11 protein-coding genes are annotated in these 13,628 nt (G+C 62.2%); all 11 read left to right on the plus strand.

Annotated elements, in window-relative coordinates; all coding sequences use genetic code 11:
• Positions 1-245: 245 nt before the first annotated feature.
• The 11 genes from BM216_RS14280 (at position 246) to BM216_RS14330 (ending at position 13,627) form a co-directional block, all read left to right on the plus strand.
• Positions 246-2,045 carry an IucA/IucC family protein gene (locus BM216_RS14280; RefSeq protein WP_092999863.1) on the plus strand — a complete coding sequence of 600 codons (1,800 nt, stop codon included), beginning with the start codon at positions 246-248 and terminating at the stop codon, positions 2,043-2,045.
• Positions 2,029-3,756: an IucA/IucC family protein gene (locus BM216_RS14285; protein WP_092999864.1), complete on the plus strand. Its 1,728-nt coding sequence runs from the start codon at positions 2,029-2,031 to the stop codon at positions 3,754-3,756. Before BM216_RS14280 ends, BM216_RS14285 begins: the two co-directional genes overlap by 17 nt.
• Complete coding sequence (locus tag BM216_RS14290) at positions 3,753-5,030, plus strand: AMP-binding protein (RefSeq protein ID WP_092999865.1); 1,278 nt, start codon at positions 3,753-3,755, stop codon at positions 5,028-5,030. The genes BM216_RS14285 and BM216_RS14290 overlap by 4 nt, the downstream gene beginning before the upstream one ends.
• Complete coding sequence (locus BM216_RS14295) at positions 5,030-6,349, plus strand: DUF6005 family protein (protein WP_348272003.1); 1,320 nt, start codon at positions 5,030-5,032, stop codon at positions 6,347-6,349. The genes BM216_RS14290 and BM216_RS14295 overlap by 1 nt, the downstream gene beginning before the upstream one ends.
• The gene (locus BM216_RS14300; RefSeq protein WP_092999866.1) at positions 6,346-7,188 is read left to right on the plus strand and encodes a sugar phosphate isomerase/epimerase family protein; all 843 of its coding nucleotides are present in this window, start codon (positions 6,346-6,348) and stop codon (positions 7,186-7,188) included. Before BM216_RS14295 ends, BM216_RS14300 begins: the two co-directional genes overlap by 4 nt.
• A 135-nt stretch (positions 7,189-7,323) precedes the next feature.
• Entirely contained in the window at positions 7,324-7,869 is a 546-nt protein-coding gene (locus BM216_RS14305; RefSeq protein WP_348272004.1) for a sigma-70 family RNA polymerase sigma factor, read from the plus strand.
• Positions 7,870-7,968: 99 nt separating this feature from the next.
• Positions 7,969-8,973 (plus strand): FecR family protein, encoded by a 1,005-nt coding sequence (locus tag BM216_RS14310; protein ID WP_092999867.1) that lies wholly within the window; start codon positions 7,969-7,971, stop codon positions 8,971-8,973.
• Positions 8,974-9,103: 130 nt separating this feature from the next.
• Entirely contained in the window at positions 9,104-11,389 is a 2,286-nt protein-coding gene (locus BM216_RS14315; RefSeq protein WP_092999868.1) for a TonB-dependent receptor domain-containing protein, read from the plus strand.
• 56 nt (positions 11,390-11,445) lie between these two features.
• Positions 11,446-11,763, plus strand: coding sequence for a DUF2218 domain-containing protein (locus tag BM216_RS14320; protein WP_092999869.1), 318 nt, complete (start codon positions 11,446-11,448; stop codon positions 11,761-11,763).
• Complete coding sequence (locus tag BM216_RS14325; protein WP_092999870.1) at positions 11,763-12,662, plus strand: siderophore ABC transporter substrate-binding protein; 900 nt, start codon at positions 11,763-11,765, stop codon at positions 12,660-12,662. Before BM216_RS14320 ends, BM216_RS14325 begins: the two co-directional genes overlap by 1 nt.
• Positions 12,659-13,627 carry an ABC transporter permease gene (locus BM216_RS14330; RefSeq protein WP_092999871.1) on the plus strand — a complete coding sequence of 323 codons (969 nt, stop codon included), beginning with the start codon at positions 12,659-12,661 and terminating at the stop codon, positions 13,625-13,627. Before BM216_RS14325 ends, BM216_RS14330 begins: the two co-directional genes overlap by 4 nt.
• Position 13,628: the final 1 nt, after the last annotated feature.

Genomic DNA, 13,628 nt, shown 5'->3' on the forward strand with positions numbered 1-13,628 from the left:
ACCTTCTGCTGATCCTGCTTCATCAAAAAAACGACCGGCGTGAAAAAAGCGCGAGCGCCAGTCGTCTTTGACTTCGGGACATATCCAGGAACTCGACGAGGAACCGATATGACGAAGGACGGACGCTTTCAGGCCGGGTTCATGGGCCCGGCCCCTGTGGAACGCGATTTATCATTGGCCGAACCACCTGCCTCACGCGCCGCGACTGCATCGAAGCTTGCTGCGACCGCTAGGTGAGAATACCCATGTCCATATCCTGGAAGGCCGCCGAGACGGCCAGCTTTCAAAGCTTTGCCAATTGCTACCTGCGTGAAATCGACGGCGGCAAGCCGGTCCGGCACGCCATTCTGGCCGATCACGTCGATTGCATCGAATGGCTGCTGGCCGAAGACAGAATATCGCTGCGGGCCGAGGTGACATCCGCCTCGCTGTGCGGCCCGCAGCATTTCGGCCGGGTCTGGAAACGGGCCGCCTCGGAGACCGCATGGCATCCGACCGATCCGATGTCGGCGCTGCAATCCCTGATGCACGAGGCCTATCGCACGTTGCGCGGCAGTAACAGCCAGGATCTGCAGGGATGCGAAACGGAGCTGCTGCTACGTGTCATGGACAGCCACCAGCAGATCAGCATGCATGTCGAGCACGCGATTGCCGATCACAATCGGGACGACGATTTCATCGCCGCCGAGCAATCCCTCGTTTTCGGCCACTGGCTGCACCCGACGCCGAAGAGCCGGCAGGGCATGACCTTCTGGCAGCAGGAAACATATGCGCCGGAATTTCACGGGCAGTTCCAGCTGCATTATTTCGCTGCTCGGAACGAGTTAATCGAACATTCGTCGGCCGCGGCCGATCCCGCAACGACGATCATCGATGCGCTGGCCCGCCAGGGCTCCGGAAGCATATCGCTCAAGGATGGCGAGACGCTGCTGCCGATGCATCCCCTGCAGGCGCAGGCTTTGGCACTCGATCCCGATATCGAAGCGCTGATGCGCGAAGGAAGCCTGCGGAGCCTCGGGGCAGCGGGCGCGATGTTTACCGCCACTTCTTCGGTCAGAACCGTCTGGAGCGGCCAAACCGACTGGATGCTGAAATTCTCGCTGCCGGTGCGTATTACCAATTCCGTGCGCATAAACCGGCGCAACGAACTCGATGCCGGCGTCGCGATGGCAAAGCTGGTGGAGCGCCGTGGACTTGCACGCGAAATGCCGAATTTCCGCATCATCAAGGACCCGGCCTTCATCACATTGGCACTTCCCGGGGCACTTCCCGACCGCAGCGAAAGCGGCTTCGAGACGATCCTGCGGGAAAATCCCTTCCGCGCCGATGGCGGCAGGGGCGTCGTCACGCTTGCGGCCCTGACTGCGGATCCTCTGCCCGGAGAGGCCTCGCGGCTCGCTCGTCTGGTCGGCCGCATCCACGCGACAGAAGGCGGTGGTATCGCTAAAATCGCCGCGACATGGTTCAGACGCTACCTCGCCTGCGCCGTTGAGCCGCTGATCCAGCTCTACGACCGGTATGGACTTGCGCTGGAAGCGCACCAGCAAAACAGCCTGATCGACATTTCCCAACTCTACCCCCGGTTGGGCTATTACCGCGACAATCAAGGGTTCTATCTTTCCGAACGGCACAGGCCTGACATCGCCCGAACCGTGCCGGAGACCGAAACCATCGGTTCGCTCTATTTCCCGGAGGCGGAGATAAACGACCGGTTCGCCTATTACCTGATCGTCAACCAGGTCTTTTCCGTCATCAGCCGGATGGCCCATGACGGGCTGGCCGACGAGATCGACCTCATCCGCATCCTGCGCCAGACGCTTGAAAAGCTTGCCCTCAGACTACGCGGCTCGGGGCGGGATTTCGTTCGTCATATCCTCGACCGGTCGCAGATCGGCACCAAGGCGAACCTCGCCACGCGCCTCGTCGACGCGGACGAATTGAACTCCACCTCCGGCCATTCGCTCTATCGCACCATGCCTAACCCATTGACCCTCGCCGAAGTCGTCAACCCGCCACAGGAGAGGCCCCATGCCATTGCCTCTTGATCTCGCCGGTCACCCCGAAGACCGGGTGTTGAGACAGCTGGTCGCCGCACTTCTGTTCGAGGGTCTGACGTCCTTCACCCTGAGAGGCGAGGATCGCGTAGCCTTCACGCTGGAGGACAGCGACTATCGTTGCCGCGCTTCCTTCAGCGCATTCGGCAGGGTTCGCATCCGTCCCGGCTCTATCGAGATGAAGGGTGATGACGGTCGCTGGATTGCCGCAACGCTGGCCTCCGTCGTCCGTGGACTGCCCGGCACCGGCATTACCCGCGGCAAGCTTTTGCGCGAGATGGAGCAGACGATCGCGCTTTGCCGCTGGAACAGCGATAACATCCCTCACCGCGACCGCCGCGCCATGTCCTTTGCGGATCTGGATGCTGCGCTCGACGAAGGCCATCCCTATCACCCCTGCTTCAAGGCAAGATACGGTTTCACCACCAAGGATAACCAGAGCTTCGGTCCGGAATCGATGCAACCTTTCCAGTTGGTCTGGGTGCTGCATGCGAGGGCCGAGATCAGCCAGGAACTGCCAGACGAAGAGCGTGACTTCTGGCGCCGGGAACTCGGCGAAGACGTCTGGGACGAGATCGAAAGCCGGCGGCAGGCCAAGGGCCTGGCATGGGCGGATTTCGCGCTTGTTCCCATGCATCCCTGGCAATGGCAGCATCTCATGAGTGGTCCCGCCGACGAATTTGTCGCGGCGGGCGGCCTGCACGCTCTCGGCGCGTTCGGTGACCGTTATCTGGCGAGCCAGTCGCTGAGAACGCTGCACAATCTCGACAGGCCATCCGCCGCCACCATCAAGCTGCCGCTCGACGTGGTCAACACATCCTCGCGCCGCATTCTCGATCCGCATTCCGTGTGCACCGCGCCAGTCCTGTCGCGCTGGATCGCCGGCATGGTGGAGGCTGACACGGCCTTCACCGACCGCTATCCGCTGGCCATCCTGCAGGAATATGCCGGCGTGCTCGGCCAGCATGAGGGTAAGCTCTCCGGCCAGATCGGTGCGATCTGGCGCGAAAGCGCCACCGCCGGATTGAATCCGGGCGAGAAGGTCATTCCCCTCAACGCGCTGATGATGCTGGAAGAGGATGGAAAGCCGTTCATCGACCTATGGGTCCAGCGCTTCGGCCTGATGCCCTGGCTCAATCGGCTTCTCGAAATCGCGATCCTGCCCGTCTGGCACCTGCTCGTGCATCATGGGCTGGCGGTCGAAGCGCATGGCCAGAACATGCTGCTCGTCCACCGCGACGGCTGGCCGGAGCGTCTCGTGCTGCGCGACTTCCATGAAAGCATCGAGTTTTCACCCGCCTTCCTGCGCGATCCCGACGCGGCGCCTGATTTCCTGTCGCTGAACCCGCTCTATCGCGACGCGAAGCCCGACCAGTATTACTGGACCGACAATCTCGATTTCCTGCGCGAGCTCGTGGTCGATACGCTGTTCATCTACAATCTGAGCGAAGTCGCCCATCTGTTCGAGGAAATCTACCGGCTGCCCGAGACGGTCTTCTGGGAACAGGTCGACCATCTGCTTCACGGCTACGCCCATGAACACGGCGCCGGCCGTCGTATGGCGGCGCTCGGCTACGACCAGCCGACGATCCTGACGGAATCGCTGCTGACCAGAAAACTGCTCGCGCGCGATCCCGAATACCACCATCGCATCCCGAACATCCTTGCCAACGTCACACCTCAGCGGAGGACGATGCCATGATCAGAATTGGCGAACGGCTGTATGACAAAGCCTTTTTCGACACCCGCTCGGCAGAGCTTGCGAAGCTCGCCGGCATAAACGGTGAACACCGGGGCCGCTACGCCGTCTGCTTCTCCGATGCGACGGAATGGCTGGCGCTGTTCTTCGCCATCCGCGATGCCGGCGCAAGCGTGCTGCCCATCCATCCCGCAACGCCCTATGCCGCGGCCCGGAGGCTGGCGCTGCATGCGGGCTGTGAACGGCTGTTCTACAACAGCCTTGCCGGCGAAGTGCTTTCCGAACCGCAAGCGGATGATCAGCCGGGCCAGCTGCTGCAGATGAGCTCCGGGACCACGGGGGCGCCGAAGCTGATCGCCCGCAGCTGGGAGAGCATCCGCGTCGAGATCGAAAGCTACGTGGCGAGCTTTACCGCACCGGAAGGCATGACGCCGGTCGTCGCTTGCCCGACGACCCATTCCTACGGGCTGATCTGCGGCCTCCTCGTCGGCATTAACCGCAGTGCCGTGCCGGTCATCGTCGATACGACCAATCCCAAGCATGTGCTCAAGGTCCTGCGTGAGACCGAGCGACCGCTTCTCTATACCTCGCCCGCCATTCTCAACATGCTGGCCCAGCTCCTGCCGTCCGGCGAGACGATCCACGCGGCGATGACCTCCGGCACGGTCCTGCCCGAACCATGGTTCGAACGCATCCGCGCCAGATGCGACCGGTTGTTCCAGCAATATGGATGCTCGGAAGCCGGCTGCGTGGCGATCAACCCGGATCTCACATCGGCAAACGACATGGGCTACCTCCTCCCGCATGCAAAGGCGCAGACCGGCGACAGTCTGGAGACGGCGAGCGAGATCGTGCTTCAAAAGGATGACGGCTCGGTGATCGGGACCAGCGACCTTGGCTATCTGAGGCCCGATGGCATGCTCGTCTTCGTCTCGCGCCTGGACGACATGATCAATGTCGCCGGCCTCAACGTCTATCCGGGCGATGTCGAGGATGCGGCGACTGCCATGCCGGGCATCACCGATGCCGTCGCCTTCCGCAAGACGGACCGCTTTGCCGGAGAGCGAGTGGCGCTGCTGTTCAGCGCCGGTGAAACGATATCGCCCGGCGCCCTGAGGGAATGGCTCGGCCGCCACCTCGCCAGCCACCAGCTGCCGATGGAGATGATCCAGGTTGCAGAGGTTCCGCGCCAGGCGAACGGCAAGATCAACCGGCGCGACGTGGCCGAGCGTCACGCTGCCGGAGCCTTCCTTCCGGCGCGCACGGGAGTGACATGATGATGACCCGCGACGAAATCCTGACCGCCATCGAGACGGTATTGAGCCAACACATGGCCCATCCGCACATGGAAGGCTTCGGCCTCCAAGCGCATCTCAACGAGGATCTCTATCTCGATTCCGTGCTGATGCTGCAGGTCTTCCTCAATCTCGAGCTGGAATTCGGCCTCGCGATGCCTGAAGAAGCGATTGCGAAGCAGGATGTCGAGACGGTCGATGACCTGGTTGGCCTCTATCAGCCGAAGCCTGCCGCCCCCGCCCTTCCCATTCCGTCCTTCCCGCTCACCGGCGGCGCGACGGACGAAGGCGTGCATGGCGAGGCCTATTACGACATCAAGGTTCATTGCTTCGTGAGCTGCGTCAGCCACGGGCTGAAGAAACGCGGCTTCGACCAGCGCCCTCTCTATTTCGGCGTCTGGGACGCGAAATTCGCCGCCAGCGACAGCCATCAGCTTCGCTACCACGCGGACGGCATCACCCAGGAATTCTTCCGCTCGTGGTTCGAACGCCTTTACGGCGTAACGGTGAGGGAGTGGTACGATCCAGCGCTGAGCAAGGCCGAGAACCTCGCGGTCATGACCGATCTGGTCAGAGCGCGCGGCGAGACCGGTTCGGTCATGGTCATGCTCGATATGTTCCACATGCCGGAGCGCGAGAACAAGTTCAACCAGGACCCGTTCCCCCACTATCTGATGCTCGAGGAGACCGACGATCCCGGCACCTGGTTCGTTGATGACCCAGACTTTCGCTGGGAAGGAACGATGGAGCGCGACAAGGTCATCCATGCGATCATGCAGCCTACGGTCGGCGGCGGTTACGTCTTCGACACAGCGCAGGCACGGGTTCCCGCGCCGGAAGATATCGCGGCCTTCTTCGACAGCTGCCTCATCGCCGACCGCAACCCGATCGTCGATGCGGTGCGCGCCATCGTCACCTCGCATCTCGACGGCAGCGATGGCCTGGCGCTTTCCGACCTAATGCTGGCGGTCCGCGAGCTGCCGGTGCTCACCATCCGCAAATATGCCTACGAGCACGGTTTCGCTTTCTTCTGGCGCGCGCTGAAACTGCCGGCAGGCGAATTCGAAGGCTGGTGCGAGGAGATCGAGGCGCTGGTCCAGTCGCTCAAGTCGCTGCACTACGCCTGCATGAAGCTCGGCCAGACCGGTGATCGGCAACAGGCCCGCTCCGTGTTCGACGCGCTCGATGAAGCAGATAGGATCGAGTTCCGCCTCAAGGCGAAGCTCGGCGAAATCTTCGGCGCCTGGCGCGATCGCCATTGCGCCGAACCCGTGGTCCCGATGCGGAGGATTGCCGTATGAACATCTCCCTTTGCACCATAACCTTCCGGCACCAGCTTATCTCGATCTCGGAAATCGCCAATTTCGCTCGCGGCAACGGCTTTGACGGCATCGAGCTGTGGGGCGCCCATGCCCGCAACCTTGCCAGCCAACTCGACAAGGACGCCGACTGGCTGCGCGACTACGACCTCTTCGTGCCGATGATCAGCGACTATCTTCCGCTCGACGGCCACCGCGAGGCGCTGCGCCGCAAGACGATAGAGCTCAGCGGCCTTGCCCGCCGCTGGAAGGCGAAGAAGATCAGGACATTCGCCGGCGGCCGCGCGAGCCATGCGGTCTCCGACGATGAGCGCCGCCGCCTGGCCGGCGATCTTCGGGAGGTCGCCGCGACCGTCGCCGATTTCGGCATCGATCTGCTGGTCGAGACCCATCCGGATACCCTGGCCGACAACGCGGCATCGACGATCCGCCTGATCGAGGAGGTCGACCACCCTTCGCTGAAGATCAATTTCGACGTGCTGCATGTCTGGGAGGCAGGCGACGACCCGGTGGAACTCCATCGCCAGATCGCGCCGCTCGTCAGGCATTATCACCTCAAGAACATCACCGACCGCCGTCACCTTCCCGTCTTCGCCCCGGCCAATGTCTATGCCGCCGCAGGCAACCGCAACGGCATGACCTCGCTGTTTTCCGGACAGGTGGATTACCACCAGATCTTCTCGGCAATCCCGGCAATGTCCGCAGGAGATGTGTCTCTCGAATGGTTCGGGAATGACTGCTTCCAGACACTCGCCCAGGATTGCAGCACGCTGCGCGAACTCGATGCCATGCCGCAGACGACGCGGGTCATGGCACGCTAGGCTCGCAATCGGGATTGCGAGCGAATTGCATAATATGACTATCTAATTCAAGTTTTTGCTGCTAGGGAAGTGCACGCTGAGGTTTACCCTCAGGGAAGACCACTTCAGTCAATCGACCACCTCTCGGAAGACAGCGTGCACGAACGACAGACGAAGCAGCAAGACCGCCACGACATGAGCCTCGACGCAGACAATATCTATATGGGCCATCGGGCGGCGCTCATCAGCTACTCGGCCCGCATCCTGGGGTCCCGGGATGCGGCGGAAGATATCGTGCAGGAAGCCTATCTGCGCTTCGTACCGGACATGCCGCCGACCGAGACCGCCCGTCAGGGACTGGCCTATCTCTATCGCATCGTCCGCAATCTCTCGCTCGACATGGTCAAGCGTCGCAAGATCGAGCAGCGGGCGCAGTCCGACGACCCGCCATTCTGGATCGTGCCGCGCGCCTCCGACACGCCCGAGCAGACGACGATGTTCTGCGACGAGGTGCGCATAGCCCAGCAGGTATTGGCATCCCTTCCGGAAGACATCCGGATCGCGGTCGAGATGCATCGTCATGGCGGCCAGACGCTGGACGCGGTGGCGAAACATCTCGGTGTATCGGTCGCGACCGCCCACCGGCATGTCAGAACGGCGATGGTCAAGATCGCCGTCGCGCTTGATAGAAAAAATGCCTGAACTTCTTTTCCGCGGCGAAAAATTCACCCGCGATAATCGTTTCTACTTTCGGCAGGCAAACTCCGTTACAGTTTTCTGCGGATCCGAAGTGGGTATGATTTGACGCGGCACGACCAGATCAATGAGGAACGGCTTGAAGAGGCGATGGACTGGTTCCTGCGCCTGAACGAGCCATCCCGCGCGAAAGGCGATGAGGAAGCCTTCGCCGCCTGGATGAACAGGTCTGCCGAAAACCGCGACGCGTGGACGAAGGCCTGTCGGACCTGGGAGGTCATGGGAGAGACGGTTCCTGTCCTAGACCGGGGCCACGTCCGCGGAGGACAGACCGAGAGACGCAGACCGCAGGCGGGGAACGAGCGGCATCCCGGCCGCCGATGGAGCGCCCGAGGAAGGATTGCGATCGGCATCGCAGCACTGGCAGCCTGTCTCGTGGCCGTGATCGCGGCCCCCACCTTCCTGACGCGCATCGAGGCGGACTATACGACCGCGACGGCGGAAATCCGTCGGATCACGCTGGCAGACGGCTCGACCGTCGACCTTGGGGCGGCAAGCGCGATCGCGGTCAACTTTTCCACCGGCAGCCGACAGGTCCGCCTTCTGTCCGGCGAAGCCTATTTCGACGTCCGCCCGGATACCGCCCGACCATTCATCGTCAGGACCGGCGAACTGGACGTCACTGTGGTCGGCACCGCCTTCGACGTGAACGTCACGCCCGAGATCGAGACCGTGCAGCTCGCGCATGGCATCGTCAGTCTCTCCAAGGTTGCCAGTGGCGACACGCTGAGAATGATCGCCGGCGACACCGTGACGCTTGACCGAACGAGCGGACGCCTGTCCCGCGCCACCGTCGAGATCGACACGATCGCCTCCTGGCGCGACCGCAAGCTCTTCGTGCAGGACGTCCCGATTTCGACGGTGATTGCCGAACTCCAGCGCTACCATCCGTCATGGATCACCATGGCAAGTGTCGAACTCGGTGATCGCCGCATCACCGGCCTTTATGATCTGGCCGACCCCGACCGCGCGCTTGAAGCGCTGGTCAGCCCCTATGGCGGCAAGGTCCATCATGTCTCGCCATATCTGCGGGTCCTCACCCTTTTCTAGGCAAATTTCCAGTTCGGCGCATTTGCGCAAAATTTTTCGCTTCGCGATGAAAAATGCGCGGACGCTGGTCGTCTCTACCCTGAACGCAGGCAGGGGGCTTGCAGTAAAGGCGTATAGGAGACGGGGCGGCATGGCGCTTCTGCGGAATGGGGTACGATCGAAGAAGTCCACGCGTGGCAGGACGCTCGCATTGAAATTGATGGCATCGGTTGCAGTTGCGGCGATTGCCGTTATCCAGGCACCGGCAGCCTTGGCACAGACCGCGCAGCGCAGCTTCAACATTCCCGCCCAGCCGCTAGCCTCGGCGCTCAACGCTTTCGGCCGGCAGTCGGGCCTGCAGGTCACCCTTGCCGCCTCGACCTCCCAGGGCATCACCTCCCGCAGCGTCTCTGGTAGTCTCTCGCCGGAAGCAGCACTCGGCCAGCTTCTGCAGGGCACTGGTATTTCCTACAGCATTTCCAACGGCACCGCCGTGATTGGACGTCAGGGCGCCTCCGCCGACCAGGGCGCAAGCGATGCCAACACCCTGGCGCCGATCGTGCTGCAGACCCAGCAGGTTGGACAGGGCGATATCGGCGAGACCATCATCGATTCGGCACAGCTCGAACGATTGAACCCCAACAGCATCGCCGACGTCTTCCGCGAGGAAGCAGGCATCCAGGTCGGCAGCTCGCTGCCCATGTCCCAGAAGGTCTACGTTCACGGCGTCGAGGAGACCAATCTCGCCGTCAGCATCGACGGTGCGCGCCAGAACAACAAGGTCTTTCATCACAACGCCACCAACCTGATCGATCCGTCGATCCTGAAGGCGGTCGACGTGGATGCCGGCATCGCACCGGCAGATGCAGGCCCCGGCGCACTGGCGGGCGCCATCAATTACGAGACCAAGGACGCCGCCGATCTGCTGGAAGATGGCCGCTCCTTCGGCGGCTTCGTCACCTCGACCTACAATTTCAACAGTGACACAGCGGTTACCGGCATCTCCGCCTATGGCCGGCATGAAGGCCTCGATTTTCTCGGTTACTTCACCTACGGCAAGGGCAACGAGTTCCACAACGGCCATGGCGATGTCGTCGAGGGAACGGAAACCAATCTGCTCAGCGGCCTTGGCAAGATCGGCTACGAATTCGACAGCGGCGACCGGTTCCAGTTCAGCTACGACCGCGTCCTCGACGATGCACCCCGGCCCTACCGCGCCAATTCCGGCTTCGTCGAAACTCCGCGAGAGTGGGAGCCGCGCATTCGCGACTACAAGCTCGACCGGCAGAATTTTGTCTTTACCTATACGGATGAAACGCCGGAAGGCTGGTGGGACCCTAAGGTGATGCTCGCCTACGGTGAGACCGAGGTGACGATCCCGATCTACGGACCTCCGGGCCGACTCTATGACGACACTGGCAAAACCTCGACCTTCAACGGAAAATTCGAGAACAAGTTCTCCTTCGATATCGGGAATGTCGTCGCCGGCATTGACTTCTATCGCGACAAGGCCTCGCTCGACGATCCTTTCGAGGGTGGCGAAGAGCGCGCCTCCAATTTCGGCATCTTCGCCCAGGCAAGGCTTGAACCCTGGGACAGGACCCGGCTTTCCTTCGGCGGGCGTGCCGACCACCAGTGGTTCACCAGCGTTGATGATCGCGACTTCACAAATGCCGGCCTTTCCGCCAACATTTCCGGTGAATACGATCTGACCGACATCTTCACCGCAAAGGCCGGTTTTTCCCATGTCTGGGCCGGCGTGCCGCTGACGGAAAACTTCATCATCAATCCGCTTTGGGACTACGGTTCCGACGGGCCGGAACCGGTGACCGCTAACAACTACATGATCGGCCTCGAAGCCGAATATGAAGGCTTAACCGCCGAAGCCAGCCTGTTCAGGACGGATATCGATAATGCGCGCGTGCCGCTCTACAATCTAACCACGGCTGGCGCCCTTAACGAGCGCGATCTGAAATCCAGGGGTTTCGAGATCGGCGCGGGTTATGAATGGGCGAGCGGCTACGTGAAGGTCAAATACGCCCATATCGACGTCGACGTTGATGGTCAGCCCGCCAATTCCGACAGCGGCAACTACCTTGCCTCGCCTGTCGGCGACATCATCACGATCACGGCGGCCCACACGTTCGAGGAATGGAACCTGACGATCGGCGGCGATATCGAGATTGCGCCGGAATACGACCACGTCGTCAAGAACGAGGACGGTGACCGGGTGCCCTATGCGGCCTATGAAGTCGTCAACGTCTTCGCCGAATGGAAGCCCGAGCAGATGAAGCACTTCACCTTCCGGGCCGAAGTGAAGAACGTCTTCGACGAGAATTATTCGGACCGCGCCACCTACGGTCAGGAATTCGGCAATGTCACGCCGCTCTATGAGCCGGGACGCAGCTTCCTGATCACCGCCAAGGCGACCTTCTGATCGAGCAGATGACGGCGTCACCGAAGATCTCCGGTGGCGCCCAAACGGGACCATACATGATTGAAGCCTCGACAACCCTGAAGACCGAGCATGCGGGCAAATACCTGACCCAGCTCTGCAAGCATTTCGCCCACAAGATCGACGTTTCCTACGACTATGATCATGGCGAATGCCGCTTCATGTGCGGAACCGCCATCCTCGACGCAGCGGAAAATGCGCTCAGCATCAAGGCGATTTCGCCGGATGAAGAACAGCTGCAGGAAACCCAGTCGGTGATCGAGCGGCATCTCGTCCGCTTCGCATTTCGCGAAGAGATCGGCCCACTGCAGTGGCAGCGACGGTTCGAGCCGGTCAGTGCGAAGGGAGAGGCGTGATGGCACTACGCTTCGTTGCAATCCTCGCCCTGCTTCTCGCCTCAGCTCTTACGGCATTCGCAGCCGACATCCGCACGGCGCGCGGCACAGTCGACGTCGCCGCATCACCCGAAAGGGTCGCGGTCTTCGATATCGCGGCCCTCGACACCCTGGACCGTCTAGGGGTCAAGCCGGCTGGCCTTCCGGAAAAACTCTACCTGCAGCAGCTCGAGCATCTGAAATCCGGCGCGGAAGTCGTCGGCGATATTTTCGAGCCGGATCTGGAGGCACTCAGCGCGCTCGGTCCCGATCTCATCATCCTCGGCGGTCGTTCTTCGACCAAGGTCGACGCCGCGGCTCAGGTCGCACCGACGATCGACATGACCATGGATGGCGACGACCTCGTCGAACAGGCCAAGGCACGGCTCTCCGACTACGGTCTCCTCTTCGGCAGAGAGGCGGAGGCAGAGAAGATCGCAGCCGAGCTGGACGGTGAGATAGATGCAGCCCGCCTTGCCACGACTGGCAAAGGCAAGGCGCTGATCATCATGACCAACGGCCCGAAGATCACCGCTTATGGTCAGGGCTCGCGTTTCGGCTGGGTGCACGCGACGCTCGGCCTGCCGCCCGCGATAACCGACGTCCAGGCCGCAACTCATGGCGAAGCGGTCTCCTTCGAGTTCATCCACAAGGCCAATCCAGACTGGTTGCTGGTCGTCGACCGCGCTTCCGCGATCGGCTCCGGCGAACAGAGCGCCCGCGCCACGCTTGACAACGAACTCGTCGCCGGGACCACGGCCTGGAAGAAGGGACAGGTCGTCTATCTGCCCGCCGCCGATTTCTACATCGCGGCCGGCGGCATCCAGGCGACCCGGCGTGTCATGGCAACACTCCGGGAGGCATTCGCCGCAGCCAGATGATCGTCAAAGCCAACCGGACCTGTCTTGTCATCGCGGGCCTCGTGCTCGCGATCCTGTTTGTGGCGAGCCTCGGCGTCGGCGCGGACCAAGCGACCCTTGCCGACCTCTGGCAGGGATCCGGCGGTATCGACCTTCTCGCGATCAGCCGCCTGCCGCGAACCCTGGCCGCCATTCTCACCGGCGCCGGCCTCGCCATCGCGGGGCTGATCATGCAGGCGATCGCACGCAACCGCTTCGTCGAGCCGGCGACGGCTGGAACCGCGCAGTCGGCCGAACTCGGCATCCTCCTCGTGACCGTCGCCTGGCCCGCCGCATCGCTCGGCTTCAAGACTCTGGTGGCGAGCGCGGCGGCCCTGCTCGGCACCGGTATATTCCTGATGACCGCGCACAGGTTGCCGCCGACGCAGCCCTTTCTCGTTCCACTGTTCGGCCTCGTCTATGGCGGCGTCTTAGGCGCCGCCGCCACCTTCATCGCCTGGCAGGCCGACCTTCTCCAATACCTTGCGATCTGGAGCAATGGCGACTTTTCCGGCGTCCTGCGCGGTCGCTACGAGCTTCTCTGGATCGGCGCGGGCCTCGTCGCCGGCGCCTGGTTGGTTGCCGACCGCCTGACCATCATGGCCCTCGGCCGGGAAGCCAGCATCGGGCTCGGCATCGATTATGAACGCATGCTGCAGATCGGCCTCGTCATCATCGCCGTCATCTCGGCCGTCACGGTGGTGGTAATCGGCATCGTGCCTTTCGTCGGCCTCGTCGTTCCGAACCTCGTGTCGCGCCTGATGGGCGACAACATGCGTGCGACACTGCCGGTCGTCGCCCTGTCCGGCGCGATACTTGTACTCGCCTGCGATATCCTCGGTCGCCTGATCCGCTTTCCCTATGAGATTCCTGTCGGAACCGTCATGGGCGTTACCGGCGCGGTCCTCTTCCTCCTCATGCTCTTTCGGCGGCCGGCTCATGGATAGC

Origin of the sequence: Rhizobium sp. NFR07, assembly GCF_900111905.1 — a bacterium.
GTDB lineage: Bacteria > Pseudomonadota > Alphaproteobacteria > Rhizobiales > Rhizobiaceae > Neorhizobium.